Here is a 20,964-nt window from a genome sequence, read left to right as displayed (position 1 = left end):
GACGGTCATGGACCGCCGGCCCCGCCGCCTCTCACCGACCCTGGGCCGTCCGAGGTCCAGATCATACGTCTGGAACGCGAGTCGGAGCGGGGACCGCCGGCGCACGGCTGGACGGATCAACGGTGGACGCCGGCCCGGGTGAAGACGTTGATCGGCCTGCTGTCCCACGTCTCGTACACCGTGGAGGGCACCTGGCGACCGCTGAAGCGGCACGGCTGGTCGTGGCAGCAGCCGACGCGGCGGGCCGTCGTTCACACCGACGACGATTCCTTCCAGACCGTGACGCGAGGCCCGCGAACCTCGGACCGAACCCGGCGGACGGTTCGCTTCGACGATCCGCTGGAGATCCCGAGCGACTGCTTCACCGACAGGACGCTCGCGATCGACACGGTATCGCTGTGGATGACCGAGGACGCGCTGCTACCGGCCGCAGGCTTCTCCGACGACCTGTTCGGCCAGGTCCGCGCTGGTGGAGGAATCGCCACCGGCCGAGGAGTGTCCCGACATCACCCATTCAAGTTCAGCAGCCGTGGAGAAAGTTCGAAATTGTATAGGCGCCCACCGAAAACGCGGGAAGTAGGAGCAGGGTATTCCGGGGGTTCGCCAGGCGGGAGTGGTGATTACGGGGGCGCGCCCGCAAATTCTTATCAGAGAGGCGGTTCGTCGGGTCATTGCGAGACGCTGACCTGACCTGACCTGACCTGACCTGACCAGCAGGCTCGGCGAGCCCGTCGTCTTCGAGAGCACCCGCTTATTCTGACCGCTTGGACCAAGGGAGGGCTTCGAGCAGGACGCGGTGCATCCCGAACCGGTTATGACGGGATCCCGCTGAGTTACTCCTTCGGACTGTCGTCATCGTCCTCGATTGGCGTGTCGGGAAAAACCGCATGGTCGCCCCGTTAGCGTGCGGAGGTCGACCACAAAGGACTGCCCGGCGGCTGGCGGGTAAAAGCTCCCTCAGCCGCGTACCGGCGTAGCCCGATCGAGAGGATCTGGACCTTGAGCGATTTCTCCCGCCGCTACCTGCTCAGGGCGTCAGCGGCCGCCGGCGCCGGGGCGGTCGTCGTCCCGGGCCTTACGGCCGCAGGCGCGCCGGACATCGCGGCCGCGAGCACCTTGGACCTTCTGGCCGCGAGCGACCCGACCAAAGGGTCGTCGGGATGTCGGCCGGCGAAGCTGACCGGTCACATCGTCCGCCCCGGTGACGCTTCGTACACGGAAGATCGCATCGACTACGACCAGCTGTTCTCCCACTACCCGCTGGTCATCGTCTTCGCCCAGAAGACCCAGGACGTGGTGAACGCCCTCACCTGGGCGCGGCAGCACAACGTCGCACTGCGGGTACGCAGCGGCCGCCACGCCCTGGAGGGCTGGTCGAACATCGACAACGGCATCGTGATCGACGTCAGCCAGCTCAAGTCGGTCCACATCGACGCCGACGCTCGTATCGCGACGGTCGGCGCCGGCCTGACCCAGCAGGAAGCGGTGACGGCGCTCGCCAAGCGGGACCTCGCGGTCACGACCGGAAGCGAGGGCAGCGTCGGCCTGGTCGGTGCGACGGTCGGCGGCGGCCTCGGCCCCCTCAACCGCTATCTCGGCATGGCCTGCGACAGCCTGATCGGGACCGAGGTCGTCGTCCCGTCGGGTCGCGAGTGCGCCAAGGTGATCCACGCCGACCTGAAGGACCACTCGGACCTGCTCTGGGCGCTCCGTGGGGCGGGAAACGGCAACTTCGGAATCGTCACGCAACTCACCTACAAGGTGCACCCGCTCAAGCGCATCGCCTACGTGACGGCGACCTGGGACGGCCTTACGGACCTGCACGGGATCTTCGATGCCTGGCAGCGCACGGTACCGTTCGCCGACAACCGCCTCGGATCCGAAGTCGAGATCCACAAGTCCCAGATCCTGCTGTTCGCGTGGCTCGCGGAGGGCACGGCGGCAGAGGCCAAAAAGCTGCTGGCCCCGATCCTGTCGATCGGCTCGCCCGATGTGACAGTGCAGGTCGGCAACTGGGGCCCCATCTTCGCCGGAGCGCAGGTCCCGCGCTCGCAGGAGCCCGCCAACGTCAAGTTCTTCTCGCAGTTCGCCAAGAAGCTGTTCTCGAAGAAGGCGATCGACGTCATCGGCCACTACATGCGGAACGCTCCCACGGAGGACAGCAACTACTTCGTCGATGCCTTCGGCGGGGCGATCAAGAAGGAGCCCCGCGGCGGCACCGCGTTCGTGCACCGCGACGCGATCTTCTACGGCGAGATCGGCGCAGCCTGGGGAACTCCTTCGACGACACCAGGCGTCTGCGACCCGCTCACCTCGACGTGCCAGGCCTGGACCGCCGAATTCAGCCAGGCGATGCGCGGCTTCGTGGACGGCGCCTACGTCAACGTGCCGAACGTCGGCATGCAGGAGTGGGAGACCGCCTACTGGGGGAGGCGCAACTTCGAGCGGCTGCGCGGGATCAAGGCGAAGTACGACCCCTACAACGTCTTCCAGTACGAGCAGAGCATCCCGCCCGCGTCACGCTGATCGACAGTTCGCCGTCGGGCCCCGCCCCGGTCAGGCTCGGCCTTCCACGCAGAAGGGCCCGACGCGGTCGAAGGGGTGTCGTCGGCCTCGATCCTGCATGAGGGATCGTCAGCCTGCTGACGATCCCTCTGCCTGCGCAAGAACCCGCCGGTGCGGTAAGGGGTCCGGCGGCCGGTTCGGTGGGGCGGGAGGGGTGACCCTCCCGCCCCACCGTCGTGTCCGGGACGGTCAGCCGAGGTAGGTGGGGGAGACCGCTGCCGTGGTGAGGCGGTGGGGGTGGCCCGTGCCGTCGGACGGGACGGTGTACAGGTCCGCCCCGTAGTCGCCCGGCAGGGCGTAGACGAGCGTGCGGGCGTTCTCCCAGACCGCCTGGTCGTCGACGCTGCGGGACTCGGCGAGCGGGGTCTCGCGCAGGGTGCGCAGGTCGAGGACGTACAGCCGCCAGGGGGCGTCGGCGGGCAGGCCCGCGACGCGCTTCTTGAAGGCGATCCGGGTGCCGTCGGGGGAGAGCGACGGGCACTCCACGTTCGTCCGCACGGTCGTCACGGTGCGGGTCCGCAGGTCGCCGTGGACGAGGTAGGTCTTCCCCTTCGTCGCCATCGTCGCGTAGAACGTGCGGTCGTCCGCCGCGAAGGTCACGCCCCAGAAGTTCACGTCGGCCGCCCGGTAGCGCCGGCCGTCCTTCACGATCCCGAATTCCTCCAGCGACGGGATCAGCTTCCCCGTCCTGGTGTCCACGATCGCCGCCCGGGTGGAGAAGTTCGTGCCGGCGTAGGAGTCGCCGCCGACGAACGCCGTCCAGGCGGCGAAGCGGCCGCTGGGGGAGACCCGGGCGCGGGAGGGGATGCCGGGGACGTCGTAGCGGGCGGTCTCCTTCAGCCGGGCGTCCAGGATCAGCGCGCGGTAGGTGTCGGAGACCGCGCCGTGCACCGCCTGGAGGCACACACCGGTGCCGGCCGCGGCGTAGAAGCGCAGGCACTTGACGCCCGAGGCGGTCCGGGCCCCGGCCGGGGCCGACGCCGGGACGGCGGTGAGCTCGTCGCGGTGCGGGCCCCAGGCCATGTTGCGGAAGACCAGGCGGCCGCGGGCGGTCAGCGTGACCGGGCCGGACGTCACCGCGGGGCCGCCCGCCTGGACCTGGTCCCGGCGCTCCGCCCGGGCCGAGGCGTGCAGGACTGCGCCCGCCGCCACCGCCGCCAGGACGGCGACGGCCGAGAGCAGCACCAGGATGCGGTTGCGTACGGTCATGAGGTGCCCTCCCGGGCGGGACGCAGGGCCAGGGCGCAGCAGCCCGCGCACACCGCCAGCGCCACCGTCGACGCCAGCAGCGCCGTACGGTCGCCCCAGAGCGTCCAGGCCGCCCCGAACCCCAGGGAACAGGTGAAGCGGGCGAGTGCCTGGCCCGTCTGGACCAGGGCCAGACCGGACGAGCGCAGGGCCGGCGGCACGCTCTCCGAGGCCGCCGCCATCAGCACCCCGTCGGTGGCCGCGTAGAAACCGCCGTGCAGGAGCAGGACGGCGTACGGCAGCGCGCTGCCGTGCCAGGAGGAGAGCAGGACGCCGTACGCCAGGAGCAGCGCTCCGTGCCCGGCCAGGAACACCCGGCGGCCGCCCACCCGGTCCGCCAGCCGGCCCAGCGGCACCGCCAGCAGCAGGAAGGCCGCCGCGGTGCCCAGCGGCAGCAGCGCGAACCAGCGGTCGGGGACGCCCAGACGGCGTTGCAGCAGCAGGTAGACGAAGGAGTCGCTGACCGTGGCCAGGCCGAGCAGCAGGGCGCAGAGCGTGATCCGGCGCAGGTCGCGCCGGCGCAGCAGGCCCAGGGCGGCTCGCAGGGTGGGGCGCTCGGCCGGGGCATCGGGAGCCTGCGCGGCCGCGGCCGGCTGCGGGGCCGGGGGAGCCGTCGGGGGCGCCGGATCGCCGTTCGGCACGAACAGGACCAGGACCAGCACGCCTATCACCGCGACACAGAAGCTCACGGTGAACACGGCGTCGTAACCGTCCACCGTCGCCCGCAGGATCAGGAACGCCATCAGCGGACCGAGCAGCGCGCCCGCCGTGTCCATCGCCCGGTGCACCCCGAAGGCGCGGCCGCGGGTCTCGGGCGTGCTGGACAGCGAGATCAGCGCGTCGCGCGGGGCGGTGCGCAGCCCCTTGCCGGTGCGGTCGGCGGCCAGGACCAGACCGATGGGGGTGAGGGTGTGCGCCAGCAGCAGCAGCGGCTTGCACAGGGCCGAGAGGCCGTAGCCGATGCCCGCCACCCACTTGTGGCGGCCCCCGCCCCGGTCGGCCAGATGGCCGCCGGCCAGCCGCACCAGGGCCGAGAAGCCGTTGTAGACGCCGTCCAGGAGCCCGAAGCCGAGCGGGGACAGGCCGAGGCCCGCCACCAGGTACAGCGGGAGGACCGCCGTCACCATCTCCGAGGACACGTCGGTGATCAGACTGACCGTGCCGAGCGCCAGCACCGTGGGGGCGACCGCGGCGCGGCGCCGCCCGGCGGAAGGCCGGACGGCGCCGTCCGCGGACACCGGCGCGCCGGGAGCCCCGGCGCGACTGTCCGCGACGTACATGTCAGGACGCCCAGATGCCCGTGATGTCCGCTGCGGAGGCCGCGTTGCCCGCGTGGGCGCTCAGGCCCTGCGAGTCCTCCAGGGTGCGCAGCAGGTTGTAGTGGTTGTACGTGGTCGACGAGCTGGACCCGGCCGTGACCGGCTGCCCGTACAGCACCGTCGGGATGCGGTTGCCGGCCAGCCGGTTGTCCTCGTCGAAGGTGACGACGAGCAGGCTGTTGTGGGTCTTGGCCCAGGTGGCGTACGCGCTCAGGTTGTTCTTCAGCCAGGTGTCACCGGTCGCCACCGAGCAGTCGTGCATGTCGCTGCACAGGTTGGGGACGACGAAGGAGACGTTCGGCAGGGTGGTGTAGTCGGTGGGGAACTGGGCGAAGGTCTTCGCCGTCGAGGTCGGCACGTTGCTGAAGCCGAACCACGGGTTGTGCTTGCGGGCGTAGTTGCCGCTGCTGCACGTGGTCGAGCCCTGGCTGGGCAGCGTCTCGTTGTAGCTGGCCCAGGTGCGGCCGGCCGCGATCACCTCGGAGGCCAGGTTGGCGGCCGAGGAGAAGCCGGGCGTGTAGCAGCTGTCGTCCGTGATGCCCTGGGTGGAGCCGGAGAACAGGGCGAAGTAGTTCGGCTGGCTCGGGTGGGTCTCGGCGTAGGCCTGGGTGAGGTTGGCGCCGCCCGTCCTGAGCGAGTTGATGTAGGGGGCGCTGGAGGAGCCGATGACCTGGCTGTAGGCGTGGTTCTCGAAGACCACCACGACCACGTGGTCCGGGGTCGGCACCGCGGCCGCGGCCTGCGCGGTCGAGGAGCCGCCGAGGCCGGTCCACAGGCCGACCGCGGCGGCCGCGAGGGCCAGCCCGGACGCCAGTGCCGCGCGACTGCGGCGGTACACGGAACTGCCGGACACATCTACCTCCGATGGGAAAGAACGGGGTGGCGGTGCGGACAGAGCATGCGCACGCCAAAATTCCGCTGTCCCACGACGTGAAACCCGGTGGATGAAGACCGGGTGAACTACTGCGTCCACCACGGAACAGAGCCCTCCGTCCGGCCGGCCGTCCTGGCAGGATCGGGTCGGGTTCTGGTCAGGATCCTCCCCCGACGGGGCGCGCCCCGCCCGTCGGCGCGACTCGTAGGCGCCGGCCCCAGCGCTTCGGCCAGGGACTCCGGTTAGGCTCGGGCCAGTACGACCTTGATCCGATGGCTCGATCCGACGGGAGGCCGGGGATGACGGCGCCGGGGCGCAGGAGCAGCACCTTCACCAGGCTGCTGCGGCACGGCTTCACCGATCCCTCGGCCGCGGAACGGCTCCTGGACAGCCCCGAACTCGCGGGCGTCCGCGACGACCCGGTGCTCCTGGAGGCGCTGGGCGTGACCGCCGACCCCGACCTCGCGCTGCACGGCCTCGTCCGGGTGCTGGAGGCGCAGCCCGGCCCCGCGGCCCGCCGAGAGCTGCTCGACACGTTGATAGCGGCCAAGCCGCTGCGCGACCGGCTGCTCGGCGTGCTCGGCGCCTCCGCCGCGCTCGCCGACCACCTCGCCCGGCACCCGCGCGACTGGGAGGAGCTCGTCACCTACGAGCCGCGCGATCTCCACCCGGGGGTCGAGGAGTTCGAGCGCGGTCTGGCGCAGGCCGTGGACCCCGTCTCGCTGCGCGTCGCCTACCGCCGCTGCCTGCTGTCCATCGCCGCCCGTGACGTGTGCGGCACCACCGACCTGGCCGAGACCGCCGCCGAGCTCGCCGACCTGGCCACCGCGACCCTGCGCGCCGCCCTGCGCATCGCCGGTGCCGCCGCGCCCGAGGACGCCGCCGCGTGCCGGCTCGCGGTGATCGCGATGGGCAAGTGCGGCGGCCACGAACTCAACTACGTCTCCGACGTCGACGTCATCTTCGTCGGCGAGGCGGCCGACGGCCTCGCCGACGAGGGCAAGGCCCTCAGGTCGGCGACCAGGCTGGCCTCGCACATGATGCGGATCTGCTCCGAGACCACCGTCGAGGGCTCCATCTGGCCCGTCGACGCCAATCTGCGTCCCGAGGGCAGAAACGGTCCGCTGGTGCGCACCCTCGCCAGCCATCTGGCCTACTACCAGCGCTGGGCCAAGACCTGGGAGTTCCAGGCGCTGCTCAAGGCCCGCCCGGTCGCCGGGGACCTCGCGCTCGGCGAGGAGTACGTCGCCGCCCTCGAACCCCTGGTCTGGCAGGTCGCCGAACGCGAGAACTTCGTCGCCGACGTGCAGAAGATGCGCCGCCGGGTGGTCGAGAACATCCCCGTCGCCGAGGTCGACCGCGAGCTGAAGCTCGGCCCCGGCGGCCTGCGGGACGTCGAGTTCGCCGTACAGCTGCTCCAGTTGGTGCACGGACGGGCGGACGTCTCGCTGCGCAGCGGCACCACCCTGCACGCCCTGCACGCCCTGGCCGCGGGCGGCTACGTCGGCCGCGCGGACGCCGTCCAGCTCGACGAGGCCTACCGCTTCCTGCGCTCCATGGAACACCGCATCCAGCTCCACCGGCTGCGCCGCACCCACCTCGTCCCGGAGGCCGAGGCCGACCTGCGCCGCCTCGGCCGCTCCCTGGGCCTGCGCACCGACCCGGCCGCCGAGCTGACCCGTGAGTGGAAGCGGCACACCAGCGTCGTACGCCGTCTGCACGAGAAGCTCTTCTACCGGCCGCTGCTCGACGCGGTCGCCCAACTGGCGCCGGGGGAGACCCGGTTGAGCCCCGAGGCGGCACGCGAACGGCTGGTCGCGCTCGGTTACGCCGACCCGGCCGCGGCCCTGCGCCACCTGGAGGCCCTCGCCTCCGGCGTCACCCGCAAGGCCGCCATCCAACGCACCCTGCTGCCCGTCCTGTTGGGCTGGTTCGCGGACTCCGCCGAACCCGACGCGGGCCTGCTCAACTTCCGCAACGTCTCCGACGCGCTCGGCAAGACCCCTTGGTACCTGAGGCTGTTGCGCGACGAGGGCGCCGCCGCCGAGAACCTCGCGCGCGTCCTGTCCGCCGGCCGCCTCGCCCCCGACCTGCTGATGCGCGCGCCCGAGGCGGTGGCACTGCTCGGCGACGGCGACGGCGGCGGACTCGAACCCCGCTCCCGAGCCCACCTGGAACAGGAGACCCTGGCCGCGGTCGGCCGCGCCGAGAACGCCGAGGACGGCGTCAGGGCCGCCCGCGGTGTCCGCCGCCGCGAACTGTTCCGTACGTGCGCCGCGGACATCGTCGGCTCCTACGGCACCGAGACCCAGCCGGCCGAGGCCGACCAGGGCGCCCTGGTGGACCGGGTGGGCGGCGCGGTGTCGGACCTGACGGCGGCGACGCTGGCCGGCACCCTGCGCGCGGTGGTGCGCGAGGGCTGGGGCGAGCGGCTGCCCACCCGCTTCGCCGTCATCGGCATGGGCCGCTTCGGCGGCCACGAACTGGGCTACGGCTCCGACGCCGACGTCCTGTTCGTGCACGAGCCGCGCGAGGGCGTCGACGAGCGGGAGGCCGCCGACGCGGCCAACAAGGTGGTCTCCGAGATGCGCAGGCTGCTCCAGATCCCCAGCGCCGACCCGCCCCTGCTCATCGACGCCGACCTGCGCCCGGAGGGCAAGTCCGGCCCGCTGGTGCGGACGCTGAAGTCCTACGAGGCCTACTACCGCCGCTGGTCCCTGGTCTGGGAGTCGCAGGCCCTGCTGCGCGCCGAGCAGGTCGCCGGGGACCCCGAGCTGGGCCGCCGCTTCCTCGACCTGGTCGACCCGCTGCGCTACCCGGCGGAGGGGCTCGGCGACGAGGCGGTGCGCGAGATCCGGCGGCTGAAGGCCCGGATGGAGTCCGAGCGGCTGCCGCGCGGTGCCGACCCCAAGCTGCACACCAAGCTCGGCCCCGGCGGTCTTTCCGACGTCGAGTGGACCGTGCAACTGCTCCAGCTGCGGCACGGCTGGGCGGAGCCGGGCCTGCGCACCACCCGCACCCGGGAGGCGCTGGCCGCCGCCCGCGCCGCCGAGCTGATCGGCGGCGAGGACGCCGCCATCCTCGACGAGGCGTGGATCCTGGCGACCCGGGTGCGCAACGCGGTCATGCTGGTCCGCGGCCGGGCCGGGGACACCTTCCCCACCGACCCCCGCGAGCTGGCCGCGGTCGGCCGCTACCTGGGCTACAGCCCGGGCCACGCGGGCGACATGCTGGACGACTACCGGCGTACGACACGCCGGGCGCGGGCGGTGGTCGAGGAGCTGTTCTACGGGGCGGCGGGCGAGCGCTGACCGCGCCCGGGCGGCACTGCCGTCCGGCCCGTCGGCAGCCGCCGTTGCCGTCCGGCCGGGCAGTCGCCGCCGTGTCCGGTCGGTCGGCCGCCGCCGAGGTCGCCGTCCGGCCGGTCAGCTGCCGTCGCCGTCCGGTCGGCAGCGGCTGCTGCCGTTCGGCAGGCATGGTCAGCCGTCGCCGTCCGCCGGTCCGTCGGCCGTCCCGGCTGTCTCGACCGTCCCCGCCGGCTCGACCGTCCCGGCGGTGCCGGCGGTGCCGGCGGTCCCGGCCGACCGGGCGACCCGGAGCCGTTCCCGCACCCGTTCCCTCGCCCGCTCGCGTGCTCGGTCCCGCTCGCGCGGGAGACCGTACGGCAGTCCCCCGTACCAGACGCGGGTCAGCGCGAAGCCGAACACCAGGCAGAGCAGACCGCCCACCGCGTCCAGCCAGAAGTGGTTGGCCGTGGCGACGATGACGCCCAGCGTCGCCGCCGGGTAGAGCAGCCCCAGCAGCCGCGCCCACGGGAGTCGGGCCAGCGCGAAGACCGTCAGCCCGCACCACAGCGACCAGCCGATGTGCATCGACGGCATCGCGGCGTACTGGTTCGACATGTGCTTGAGGTCGCCGGACGCCATCGAGCCCCAGGTGTGGTGCACCATGACGGTGTCGACGAACTCCGCTCCGTCCATCAGCCGGGGCGGCGCGAGCGGATACAGGTAGTAACCGACCAGCGCCACCCCCGTCGTCGCGAACAGGGCGAGGCGGGTCGCCGCGTAGCGGCCGGGATGCCACCGGTACAGCCACACCAGTACAGCCAGCGTCACCGCGAAGTGCAGTGTCGCGTAGTAGTAGTTCATGCCGACGATCAGCCAGTTCACCGAGTTCACGGCATGGTTGACGGACTCCTCGACGGCGACGCCCAGCCGGTTCTCGGTCCGCCAGATCCAGTCGGCGTTGCGCAGTGCCTGGGCCCGCTGCTCGGGCACGGCGTTGCGGATCAGTGAGTACGTCCAGTAGCTCATCCCGATCAGCAGGATCTCGAACCACAGCCGGGGCCGGCGCGGAGTGCGCAGCCGGCGCAGCAGATCCGGTACCGGGCCGTCCGCGACGGACTTCGGAACAACCGCCCGATCGCGGCCTTCCTGTGTCGTCACGGTCGGTTCGCCCATAACCACAAAGTCTGCCAGAAAAGGGTTCCCCACCCGCTCATCCGCTGGTCGGGCGGGGGCGCATGTTCTCCGGCGAGGGGCCTGCCGGAGCGCCCGACGGCGTACGGCAGGACCGGGCGCGCTCCACGACCCACGGGCGGCACCGCTCACTAAAGGTGACCGCGCTCACCAAGGGTGACGGTGTTCGCCGCGGACGGCAGTGGCGCCACCGACGACAGTGCTCGCTACGGGCGGTTGCGCTCCCCGGGGGCCGACGCGGTCGAGCCCCGCACCACCAGTTCCGGCATGAAGACGAACTCGCTGTGCGGCGCGGGCGTCCCGCCGATCTCCTCCAGCAGCGTGCGCACCGCCGCCTGCCCCATCGCCGGGACCGGCTTGCGGACCGTGGTCAGCGGCGGGTCGGTGAACGCGATCAGCGGGGAGTCGTCGAAGCCGACCACCGACACGTCCTGCGGGACGCTCAGCCCCCGCTGCCGCGCCGCCCGTATCGCACCGAGCGCCATCATGTCGCTGGCGCAGACGATCGCCGTGCAGTCACGCTCGATGAGCGCGTTGGTGGCGGCCTGGCCGCCCTCCAGGGTGTACAGCGAGTGCTGGACGAGCTCGGACTCGATCGTCTCGGCGTGCAGGCCCAGCTGGTCCTGCACCGCCCGGACGAATCCGTCGATCTTCCGCTGGACCGGCACGAACCGCTTGGGGCCGAGCGCCAGCCCGATCCTGGTGTGGCCCAGCGACACCAGATGCGTGACCGCCAGCGTCATGGCCGCCCGGTCGTCGGGGGAGATGAACGGCGCCTGCACCTTGGGCGAGAAGCCGTCGACGAGCACGAACGGCACGCCCTGCGCACGGAGCTGCTCGTAGCGCTGCATGTCGGCGGTGGTGTCCGCGTGGAGTCCGGAGACGTAGATGATGCCGGCGACCCCGCGGTCGACGAGCATCTCGGTCAGCTCGTCCTCCGTCGACCCGCCGGGGGTCTGGGTGGCGAGCACCGGGGTGTAGCCCTGCCTGGTCAGCGCCTGGCCGATGACCTGGGCGAGGGCCGGGAATATGGGGTTCTCCAGCTCCGGGGTGATCAGGCCCACCAGGCCCGCGCTGCGCTGGCGCAGCCGCACGGGGCGCTCGTAGCCCAGTACGTCGAGTGCGGCCAGCACTGACTGGCGGGTGGTGGCGGCGACGCCCGGCTTCCCGTTGAGGACGCGGCTGACGGTCGCTTCGCTCACTCCCGCCTGTGCGGCGATGTCGGCAAGCCTGGTGGTCACGGCACTGGACTGTACCGGTCGGATCTCGCCTTGCACACCAATCGGACGCCGTGGGCGAGCGGTCGGACGGCCCCCTCCGGGCTGCTGCGTCATCGGGTCCTCGAGTTCTGGTCGGCGTCCTGTCCCGCAACGGATAATCCCCGCGCCGGAAGTGGATGGCAAGAGCTTGCAGAGTCTTGCACAACCGGGCCGGTTCCCGCTCAGCCCTGTAATACAGCGGTCTCGCGCCGGTCGAGGAGAGGTCACGGCGGCGTAACTTCCGTGACCTCTTGCGCTTTTTTTCTGCAAGGTCTTTCGCAACGCTTACATGGCTGTTACGTTCTCGTCGCCCGGCGGCCGCAACGGCGCAGTCGGCAAGTCGGCAGGGGCGGCGGACGGGACCGCCACCTGTCAGTACACGGGCTTAACCCTCAAGGAGAACTCATGCGGCGTGGCATAGCGGCCAGCGCGCTGGTGGCGTCCTTCGCCCTCGCGGCGACGGCCTGCGGCGGTGGCGACAGCAGTGGTGACAAGGCGTCCGGGCCGGTCACCATCACCTGGTGGGACACGTCCAACGCCACCAACGAGGCACCGACGTACCAGGCCTTGGTCAAGGAGTTCGAGGCCGCCAACAAGAACATCAAGGTCAAGTACGTCAACGTGCCCTTCGACCAGGCGCAGAACAAGTTCGACACGGCCGCCGGTGCCTCCGGCGCCCCGGACATCCTGCGCTCCGAGGTCGGCTGGACCCCCGCCTTCGCCAAGAAGGGCTACTTCCTGCCGCTGGACGGCACCGAGGCCCTCAAGGACCAGGCCAAGTTCAAGTCCAACCTGGTCACGCAGGCCCAGTACGAGGGCAAGACCTACGGCGTGCCGTTCGTCACCGACACCCTCGCCCTGGTCTACAACAAGCAGCTCTTCACCAAGGCCGGCATCACCGAGGCGCCCAAGACCTGGGACGACCTGAAGAAGGACGCGGCCACCATCAAGGCCAAGACCGGTGTGGACGGCTACTGGGGCTCCACCCAGGCCTACTACGCCCAGAGCTTCCTCTACGGCGAGGGCACCGACACCGTCGACGCCGCCGCCAAGAAGATCACGGTGAACTCGGACGCCGCGAAGAAGGCGTACGGCACCTGGCTCGGTCTGTTCTCCGGCAAGGGTCTGCACAAGGCGGACACCACCGCCGACGCCTACGCCCACATCCAGGACGCGTTCGTCAACGGCAAGGTCGCCGCGATCGTCCAGGGCCCGTGGGAGATCACGAACTTCTACAAGGGTTCGGCGTTCTCCGACAAGTCCAACCTCGGCATCGCGACCGTCCCGGCCGGCTCGGCCGGCAAGGCGGGCGCCCCGACCGGCGGTCACAACCTCTCGGTCTACGCCGGTTCGGACAAGGCCCACCAGGACGCCGCGCTGAAGTTCGTGAACTTCATGACCTCGGCGAAGAGCCAGTCGACCATCGCGCTGAAGAACTCCACGCTGCCCACGCGTGACGACGCCTACACCGACCAGGTCAAGGCCGACCCGGGCATCGCCGGCTACGGCACGGTCCTCGCCGCCGCCCAGCCGCGTCCCGCGCTGCCCGAGTACAGCTCCCTGTGGGGTCCGCTGGACACCGAGCTGCCCAAGATCGCGGGTGGCAAGGAGTCCCTCGACAAGGGCCTGAGCACCGCCGAGACCGCCATCGCCAAGCTGGTGCCGGACTTCAGCAAGTGATGCCCAGTGGCCGCCGGATCCCCCTGTGAACCCGGGGGAAGGATCCGGCGGCCACCGGCCTGCACCGGCCGAGGCCGGTCCGCCCCGCCCAGCCGCTTCCCAGAGCCGTAGAACTTCCAGAAGGTGTCGAACATGACAGTCGCCATCGACCGCGCCACCGGCAAGCGCCACGGTGACCGCGCGCCACGGCCCGGGCTGGGCCAACGCCTCAAGCACGGATACAACAAGCACTGGTACGCGTACGCGATGATCGCCCCGGTGGCCGTCGTGCTCGGCGTCCTCGTGCTCTACCCGTTGGTGTACGGCCTCTATCTCACCCTCACCGACGCCAACAGCCTCAACACGGCCCGCACGATCGGCGTCAACCACATCGACGCCACCTACAAGTTCATCGGGCTCGACAACTACAAGGACATCCTGTTCGGCGCGACGGCGTACGACCGCTTCTGGTCGCACTTCGTCTGGACGATCGTGTGGACCGCGCTGTGCGTGGCGCTGCACTACACCGTCGGCCTCGGCCTCGCGCTGCTGCTGAACCAGAAGCTGCGCGGGCGCACCCTCTACCGGCTGGTCCTGGTCCTGCCGTGGGCCGTGCCCACCTTCGTCACCGTCTTCGGCTGGCGCTTCATGCTCGCCGACGGCGGCATCATCAACTCCGCCCTGGACGCGCTGCACCTGCCGTCGCCCCTGTGGCTGGAGGACACCTTCTGGCAGCGGTTCGCCGCGATCATGGTCAACACCTGGTGCGGTGTGCCGTTCATGATGGTCTCCCTGCTCGGCGGCCTCCAGTCCATCGACGCCTCCCTGTACGAGGCCGCGGAGATGGACGGAGCGAGCACCTGGCAGCGCTTCCGGTACGTCACCCTGCCGGGTCTGCGCTCGGTCAGCTCCACCGTCGTGCTGCTCGGCATCATCTGGACCTTCAACCAGTTCGCCGTGATCTTCCTGCTGTTCGGCAACACCGCCCCCGACGCCCAGATCCTCGTGACCTGGGCCTACTTCCTGGGCTTCGGACAGCAGCCGCGCGACTTCGCGCAGTCGGCGGCCTACGGCATCCTGCTGCTGGCCATCCTGATCGTTTTCACCTCGTTCTACCGTCGCTGGCTGAACCGCAACGAGCAGCAGCTCGCGATCTGAGGCAGGAGATCCCATGAGTACGACCACAGTCGAGACCTCCGCCCCGGTGACCGAGCAGACGCCGGCCGCGGCCCCCCGCAAGAAGACCCGGCGCCGGGGCGAGACCAGCCTCGCCGGCGCCCTCGCCTCCCACGGCGTGCTGACCGTCGCGAGCCTGATCGCGCTCTTCCCGATCGGCTGGCTGGTCTATCTGTCCCTCGGCCCGGACAAGGACGACTACCTCCACCCCGGCGGCATCTGGGCCAAGATGACGTTCGACAACTACACGTTCGTCATGGAGAACACGCAGTTCTTCGACTGGCTGAAGAGCTCGCTGATCGTCACGCTCGGCACCACGCTCATCGGTGTGCTGATCGCCGCCACCACCGGCTACGCGGTCTCCCGCATGCGCTTCCCCGGCTACAAGAAGTTCATGTGGGTGCTGCTGGTCACCCAGATGTTCCCGGTCGCCGTCCTGATGGTGCCGATGTACCAGATCCTCTCGGACCTGGGACTCATCGACAGCTACTTCGGACTGGTCCTCGTCTACTGCACGACGGTCATCCCGTACAGCGCCTGGCTGCTCAAGGGGTACTTCGACACCATCCCCTTCGAGATCGACGAGGCCGGACGCGTCGACGGGCTCACCCCCTTCGGCACCTTCTTCCGGCTCATCCTCCCGCTCGCCAAGCCCGGCCTCGCGGTGGCCGCCTTCTACAACTTCCTCACCGCCTTCAGCGAGGTCGCCTTCGCCTCGACGTTCATGCTCAGCGACGACAAGTACACGCTCGCCGTCGGTCTGCAGTCCTTCGTCAGCGAGCACGACGCCCAGCGCAACCTGATGGCCGCGACCGCCGTGCTGATCGCGATACCGGCCGCCGCGTTCTTCTACCTCGTGCAGAAGAACCTGGTGACCGGCCTGACCGCGGGCGGCACGAAGGGCTGACGCCCTCCTCGCCCCCACGGCTCCCGCGCGCCTGACCGCGCGGGTGGCGGCCGCGGTGCCCCAACCGACCCCGCAGGCACCGCGGCCGCCTCGTCACCCCCCACCAGCACCGACCCGTCGACCCGAACCTCCCCCGCACTCGGCTCCGCTTGAGCGGGGGACTCCGATCGCATCAAGGACGCCATGAGCCAGCACTCCGCCGACCCGGCCGAAAGCACCGCCGTCGCCACCGTCGCCCAGAGCCGCGACTGGTGGCGGGACGCGGTCATCTACCAGGTCTATCCGCGCAGCTTCGCCGACAGCAACGGCGACGGCATGGGGGACCTGGAGGGCGTACGCGCCAGACTTCCGTACCTGCGCGACCTCGGTGTCGACGCCGTCTGGCTCAGCCCCTTCTACGCCTCGCCGCAGGCCGACGCCGGCTACGACGTCGCCGACTACCGCGCGGTGGACCCCATGTTCGGCAACCTCCTGGACGCCGACGCGCTGATCCGCGACGCCCGCGCGCTCGGGCTGCGGATCATCGTCGACCTGGTCCCCAACCACTCCTCCGACCAGCACGAGTGGTTCAAGCGCGCGCTGGAGGAGGGCCCCGGCTCCCCGCTGCGCGAGCGCTACCACTTCCGCCCCGGCAAGGGCGAGAACGGCGAACTGCCGCCCAACGACTGGGAGTCCATCTTCGGCGGCCCGGCCTGGACCCGGGTCGCGGACGGCGAGTGGTACCTGCACCTGTTCGCCCCCGAGCAGCCCGACTTCAACTGGGACCACCCGGCGGTGGGCGACGAGTTCCGCTCGATCCTGCGCTTCTGGCTGGACATGGGCGTCGACGGGTTCCGCATCGACGTCGCCCACGGCCTGGTGAAGGCGCCGGGTCTGCCAGACCTCGGTTCCCGTGATCAGCTCAAGCTGCTGGGCAACGATGTCATGCCGTTCTTCGACCAGGACGGCGTGCACGCCATCTACCGGCAGTGGCGCACGGTCGTCGACGAGTACGCGGGCGAGCGCATCCTCGTCGCCGAGGCGTGGACCCCGACCGTCGAGCGCACCGCGAACTACGTCCGCCCCGACGAGCTGCACCAGGCCTTCAACTTCCAGTACCTGGGCACCGAGTGGGACGCGGCCGAGCTGCGCGAGGTCGTCGACCGCACCCTGGAGGCCATGCGCCCGGTCGGCGCCCCCGCCACCTGGGTGCTGTCCAACCACGACGTCACCCGGCACGCCACCCGGTTCGCCAACCCGCCCGGCCTCGGCACCCAGATCCGCACGGCCGGTGACCGCGAGCTCGGCCTGCGCCGGGCCCGTGCCGCCACCCTGCTGATGCTGGCGCTGCCCGGTTCCGCCTACATCTACCAGGGCGAGGAGCTCGGCCTGCCGGACGTCGTGGACCTGCCGGACGAGGTGCGCCAGGACCCGGCGTACTTCCGCGGCGCGGGCCAGGACGGCTTCCGCGACGGCTGCCGGGTGCCGATCCCGTGGACCCGCGAGGGCTCCTCGTACGGCTTCGGCAGCGGCGGCAGCTGGCTGCCGCAGCCCGACTCCTGGGGCGAGCTGAGCGTCGAGGCGCAGCAGGGCGTGCCCGGCTCCACCCTGGAGCTGTACCGCGCCGCGCTCGCCGTCCGTCGCGGCCGGGCCGACCTGGGCGAGGGCGACACGGTGGAGTGGCTGCGTGCCCCCGAGGGCACGCTGGCCTTCCGGCGCGGGAAGTTCGTGTGCGTCACCAACACCACGGGCGAGTCGGTGAACGTCCCGGCGTACGGGCGGGTCCTGCTGGCCAGCGGTGAGGTGACCGAGGCGAGCGGCGAGGCGAAGGTGCCGGCCGACACGACCGTCTGGTTCACCACGGCCTGACGGCCGCACCGAAAGTTCTTGCATCAACTTCACACGGCCCGCTGCCTTTTCAGGCAGCGGGCCTTTAACATCTTCGTCACCGCAAGTTTGCGGAAATTTTTCAGCAAGAACCTTCAGTGACGAAGGAACCCCACATGGCACGCAGAATCCTCTCGGGGGCGCTGGCCCTTGCAGCCACCACCCTTGTCATGACCCCAACCATCGCGCACGCCTCCCCGCCCGGCACCAAGGACGTCACCGCCGTCCTCTTCGAGTGGAAGTTCGCCTCGGTCGCCAAGGAGTGCACCAACACCCTCGGCCCCGCGGGCTACGGGTACGTCCAGGTCTCGCCGCCCGCCGAGCACATACAGGGCTCGCAGTGGTGGACCTCGTACCAGCCGGTGTCGTACAGGATCGCCGGACGGCTCGGCGACCGCACCGCCTTCCAGAACATGGTGAACACCTGCCACGCGGCGGGGGTGAAGGTGGTGGTCGACAGCGTCGTGAACCACATGTCGGCCGGCACCGGCAGCACCGGCACCGGCGGCTCGTCGTACACGAAGTACAACTACCCCGGCCTGTACTCCTCCTACGACTTCGACGACTGCACCTCCCAGGTCGGCAACTACAGCGACCGCTGGAACGTGCAGCACTGCGAACTCGTGGGCCTCGCCGACCTCGACACCGGCGAGGAGTACGTCCGCAAGACCATCGCCGGCTACCTGAACGACCTGCTCACCCTGGGCGTGGACGGCTTCCGCATCGACGCGGCCAAGCACATCGACACCGCCGACCTCGCCAACATCAAGTCCCGGCTGACCAACCCCTCGGTGTACTGGAAGCAGGAGGTCATCTACGGCTCCGGCGAGGCGGTCCAGCCCACCGAGTACACCGGCAACGGCGACGTCCAGGAGTTCCGCTACGCCTACGACCTCAAGCGGGTCTTCAACAACGAGAACCTCGCCTACCTGAAGAACTACGGCGAGGGCTGGGGCTACATGAACAGCTCGGTGGCCGGTGTCTTCGTCGACAACCACGACACCGAGCGCAACGGCTCCACCCTCAACTACAAGGACGGGGCGAACTACACCCTCGCCAACGTCTTCATGCTCGCCTACCCCTACGGTGCCCCGGACATCAACTCCGGCTACGAGTGGTCGGACGTGGACGCCGGACCGCCCAACGGCGGCACGGTCAACGCCTGCTGGCAGGACGGGTGGAAGTGCCAGCACGCCTGGCCCGAGATCAAGTCGATGGTCGCCTTCCGCAACGCGACCAGAGGACAGGCCCTCTCCAACTGGTGGGACAACGGGAACGACGCGATCGCCTTCGGTCGCGGCACCAAGGGCTACGTGGCCATCAACCACGAGTCCTCGTCCCTCACCCGGACGTACCAGACGTCGCTGTCGGCGGGCACGTACTGCAACGTGCAGAACAACACGACGGTGGCGGTGAACTCCAGTGGGCAGTTCACCGCCACCCTGGCCGCCAACACGGCCCTGGCGATCTACTCCGGCAAGTCGGGCTGCTGAGCCGGGCAGGTCACTTCCACGTGTCACTCGTGGTGTAGCCGGACGAACTGCCCGTCGTGTACGAGCGGTTCGTGCCGGACTCCCAGGTCACGTTCCCGGAGCCGTCCTTCTTGATGTACTTGTACGTGAAGGCCGTGCTCCTGGGGACGATGACCGTTCGGCTCCAGGTCGGGTACGCGGCGGACGACAGCGGGATCGCGTCGCTCGTGTTCCAGGAGCCGAGCGAGGCGATGGAGCCGACGACGTAGAGGTCGGTGCCCCAGTCGGTCGTCGCGTACTCGTTGAAGGCCGGTTCTTCAGGGCCGGGGTGCCCGCTCCCGCGCGGCGGGCAGGGGGGCCGGGGCGCCATCAGGGTGATCCGGCGTTGCGGAAGGTGTGATTACAGGGCCGGCCGCGGGCAGGTGGTGGTGACGGCAGGCCTGGGGCTCTGCGACCAAAGGCCGCTTCGGAGGAGGGGGATGTGTCGGTCACTCTGACGGGTGAGACCGGTCGAAGACGCGCGCGGGAGGGGAACGGGGTGGCTAGGTTCGCGGCATGTCACGTTTCCGGCTGTACCCGACGAACGCGCAGGCGGGCATCATGCTCGGCCACTGTGCGCACGCCCGGTACGTGTGGAACCTGGCGGTGGAGCAGCACGCGCACTGGCGGTCCGGCCGCAGTTCTGCGCCCGGGTTTGCGGAGCAGTGCCGTCAGCTGACCGAGGCCCGGCGTGACAACCCGTGGCTGGCGGCCGGGAACGCGGATGTGCAGCAGCAGGCCCTGAAGGACTTCGCCGCAGCCAAGACGGCCCGCTTCACCTCCGGGTCCGGTGAGCCGACCTGGCGCAGGAAACACTCGCACGAGGGCTTCCGTGTCATCGGCACCGACCGGGTCCCGGAGTTCGGGCCGGACGGTTCACCGAAGCTGAACGCGAAGACCGGCAGACAGGTCATGGGCCGCTCGGTGGTGGTGCAGAAACTGAACCGGCGGTGGGCGCGGGTGAAGGTGCCCGGCTGCGGCTGGGTCCGCTTCCGCCTCACCCGCGCCGAGCTGCCGAAGGCCAAGACGTTCCGCGTCACCTTCCGCAACGGCCGGTGGCACATCGCGTTCGCCGTCATCCCCGAACCGCTCGCCGCACCCGGCACCGGCGAGGTCATCGGCATCGACCGGGGCGTGAAGATCACCGCAGCCCTCTCCGACGGCCGGAAACTGAACTGCCCCCAGCTCACCGTCAAGGAACGCGCCCAGATCCGCAAACACCAGCGGCGCGCCGCACGCGCCCCGAAGGGCAGCCAGGCCAAGACCGCCGCTCACGCCACGGCCGCCAGGCTCAGGGCGCGTGAGGCCGACCGGCGCAAGGACTGGTGTGAGAAGACCTCGACGATGCTCGCCCGGACCTATGACGTGATCCGGTTCGAGAAACTGAACATCAAGAACATGACCGCCTCCGCAAGGGGAACGGCCGAACAGCCTGGGAAGAACGTCCGGGCCAAGGCCGGGCTGAACAGGGCGGTCCTCGCCCAGGGCTGGGGCCTGCTCCGCCGGCGCACCGGGCACAAGGCACCGGGCCGGGTCGAGGACGTACCCGCGCCTTACACCTCTCTGCGGTGCAGCGCCTGCGGCTGGATCGACAAGAACTCGCGCAAGAGCCAAGCCGAGTTCGTCTGTTCCTCTTGCGGCTTCACCTGCAACGCCGATGAGAACGCAGCAGTCAACGTCGCGGCAGGACAGGGCGGGATCCCCCGCCCCCGGCGCTCAGCCGGTGCCGGAGGGGCGACAACGGCCACCAGCCGTCCGAACGCCCGTGAACCTCAACCCCTTCGGGTTGGAATCCCCCTCATTTAAGAGGAGGAGGATGTCAATCCCACAGGTTGGCGATCGCGTCGCCCTTGGCGGAGGCGTCGGCCCGCGCCGGAGCGGCCGGCAGGGCCACCGCCCCGGCCAGCGCGAGGGCGCCGGCGGCCACCGCGGTACCGGCGCGGCGCGGCGCGCCGGGCGGCCGGGGGGAACGTCGAAATCTGGTCATGTGCGGCTCCGGAAATGAGGTCACGGGGGGTACGTGCTTCAACAACCGGTGAGAGTGCGGCAGTTGGGAGGGGGCGTCAAGGTCGTCGGTGAAAGTTCTTGCTGTGAGTTTCAAG

At 70.4% G+C, this 20,964-nt stretch carries 15 protein-coding genes and 1 pseudogene; 9 read left to right on the top strand and 7 right to left on the bottom strand.

Features of this window, described 5'->3' with window-relative positions; all coding sequences use genetic code 11:
• Positions 1-48 precede the first annotated feature (48 nt).
• Both ACZ60B_RS29250 and ACZ60B_RS29245 read left to right on the top strand, forming a co-directional pair.
• Positions 49-261: pseudogene (locus ACZ60B_RS29250) on the top strand (helix-turn-helix domain-containing protein); the annotation flags it as partial.
• Positions 262-999: 738 nt separating this feature from the next.
• Entirely contained in the window at positions 1,000-2,526 is a 1,527-nt protein-coding gene (locus tag ACZ60B_RS29245) for an FAD-binding oxidoreductase (RefSeq protein WP_469392090.1), read from the top strand.
• Positions 2,527-2,754: 228 nt separating this feature from the next.
• Here the strand turns inward: ACZ60B_RS29245 and ACZ60B_RS29240 are convergent, their stop codons facing one another.
• From ACZ60B_RS29240 to ACZ60B_RS29230, 3 genes are read right to left on the bottom strand one after another with little or no spacing between them, the layout of a single operon-like run.
• Complete coding sequence (locus ACZ60B_RS29240) at positions 2,755-3,774, bottom strand: TolB family protein (protein WP_469392088.1); 1,020 nt, start codon at positions 3,772-3,774, stop codon at positions 2,755-2,757.
• Positions 3,771-5,093, bottom strand: a complete 1,323-nt coding sequence (locus ACZ60B_RS29235; protein WP_469392086.1) for an MFS transporter — start codon at positions 5,091-5,093, stop codon at positions 3,771-3,773. The genes ACZ60B_RS29240 and ACZ60B_RS29235 overlap by 4 nt, the downstream gene beginning before the upstream one ends.
• Position 5,094: 1 nt before the next feature.
• Positions 5,095-5,985: an alkaline phosphatase family protein gene (locus tag ACZ60B_RS29230; protein ID WP_469392084.1), complete on the bottom strand. Its 891-nt coding sequence runs from the start codon at positions 5,983-5,985 to the stop codon at positions 5,095-5,097.
• 320 nt (positions 5,986-6,305) lie between these two features.
• Here ACZ60B_RS29230 and ACZ60B_RS29225 point away from each other — a divergent pair, with 320 nt between their 5' ends.
• The gene (locus ACZ60B_RS29225) at positions 6,306-9,317 is read left to right on the top strand and encodes a bifunctional [glutamine synthetase] adenylyltransferase/[glutamine synthetase]-adenylyl-L-tyrosine phosphorylase (protein WP_469392082.1); all 3,012 of its coding nucleotides are present in this window, start codon (positions 6,306-6,308) and stop codon (positions 9,315-9,317) included.
• A gap of 168 nt (positions 9,318-9,485) precedes the next feature.
• Here the strand turns inward: ACZ60B_RS29225 and ACZ60B_RS29220 are convergent, their stop codons facing one another.
• Positions 9,486-10,466: a phosphatase PAP2 family protein gene (locus ACZ60B_RS29220; protein ID WP_469392080.1), complete on the bottom strand. Its 981-nt coding sequence runs from the start codon at positions 10,464-10,466 to the stop codon at positions 9,486-9,488.
• A 224-nt stretch (positions 10,467-10,690) separates the two neighbouring features.
• Positions 10,691-11,725: a LacI family DNA-binding transcriptional regulator gene (locus tag ACZ60B_RS29215; RefSeq protein WP_351603394.1), complete on the bottom strand. Its 1,035-nt coding sequence runs from the start codon at positions 11,723-11,725 to the stop codon at positions 10,691-10,693.
• A 423-nt stretch (positions 11,726-12,148) separates the two neighbouring features.
• Here ACZ60B_RS29215 and ACZ60B_RS29210 point away from each other — a divergent pair, with 423 nt between their 5' ends.
• The 5 genes from ACZ60B_RS29210 to ACZ60B_RS29190 all read left to right on the top strand — a co-directional run bounded on the left by ACZ60B_RS29210 (position 12,149) and on the right by ACZ60B_RS29190 (position 18,844).
• Positions 12,149-13,423: an extracellular solute-binding protein gene (locus ACZ60B_RS29210; RefSeq protein ID WP_469392077.1), complete on the top strand. Its 1,275-nt coding sequence runs from the start codon at positions 12,149-12,151 to the stop codon at positions 13,421-13,423.
• Between the two features lie 132 nt (positions 13,424-13,555).
• Positions 13,556-14,560 (top strand): carbohydrate ABC transporter permease, encoded by a 1,005-nt coding sequence (locus tag ACZ60B_RS29205; protein WP_469392075.1) that lies wholly within the window; start codon positions 13,556-13,558, stop codon positions 14,558-14,560.
• A gap of 13 nt (positions 14,561-14,573) precedes the next feature.
• Positions 14,574-15,485: a sugar ABC transporter permease gene (locus tag ACZ60B_RS29200; RefSeq protein WP_469392073.1), complete on the top strand. Its 912-nt coding sequence runs from the start codon at positions 14,574-14,576 to the stop codon at positions 15,483-15,485.
• A gap of 183 nt (positions 15,486-15,668) precedes the next feature.
• Positions 15,669-17,333 carry a glycoside hydrolase family 13 protein gene (locus tag ACZ60B_RS29195; RefSeq protein WP_469392071.1) on the top strand — a complete coding sequence of 555 codons (1,665 nt, stop codon included), beginning with the start codon at positions 15,669-15,671 and terminating at the stop codon, positions 17,331-17,333.
• 134 nt (positions 17,334-17,467) lie between these two features.
• Entirely contained in the window at positions 17,468-18,844 is a 1,377-nt protein-coding gene (locus tag ACZ60B_RS29190; RefSeq protein WP_469392069.1) for an alpha-amylase, read from the top strand.
• Positions 18,845-18,854: 10 nt separating this feature from the next.
• Here ACZ60B_RS29190 and ACZ60B_RS29185 read toward each other — a convergent pair whose 3' ends face one another.
• Entirely contained in the window at positions 18,855-19,193 is a 339-nt protein-coding gene (locus ACZ60B_RS29185) for a carbohydrate-binding module family 20 domain-containing protein (protein WP_469392067.1), read from the bottom strand.
• Positions 19,194-19,378: 185 nt separating this feature from the next.
• On the opposite strand from ACZ60B_RS29185, the gene ACZ60B_RS29180 reads away from it, so the two are divergent.
• The gene (locus tag ACZ60B_RS29180) at positions 19,379-20,668 is read left to right on the top strand and encodes an RNA-guided endonuclease InsQ/TnpB family protein (RefSeq protein WP_469392065.1); all 1,290 of its coding nucleotides are present in this window, start codon (positions 19,379-19,381) and stop codon (positions 20,666-20,668) included.
• A gap of 13 nt (positions 20,669-20,681) precedes the next feature.
• On the opposite strand, the gene ACZ60B_RS29175 is transcribed toward ACZ60B_RS29180, so the two are convergent.
• Positions 20,682-20,849, bottom strand: coding sequence for a hypothetical protein (locus tag ACZ60B_RS29175; RefSeq protein WP_469392063.1), 168 nt, complete (start codon positions 20,847-20,849; stop codon positions 20,682-20,684).
• Between the last annotated feature and the right edge of the window lie 115 nt (positions 20,850-20,964).

It is taken from the genome of Streptomyces sp. NPDC104096, assembly GCF_055584385.1.
This window is presented reverse-complemented; position numbering and strand designations above follow the sequence as displayed.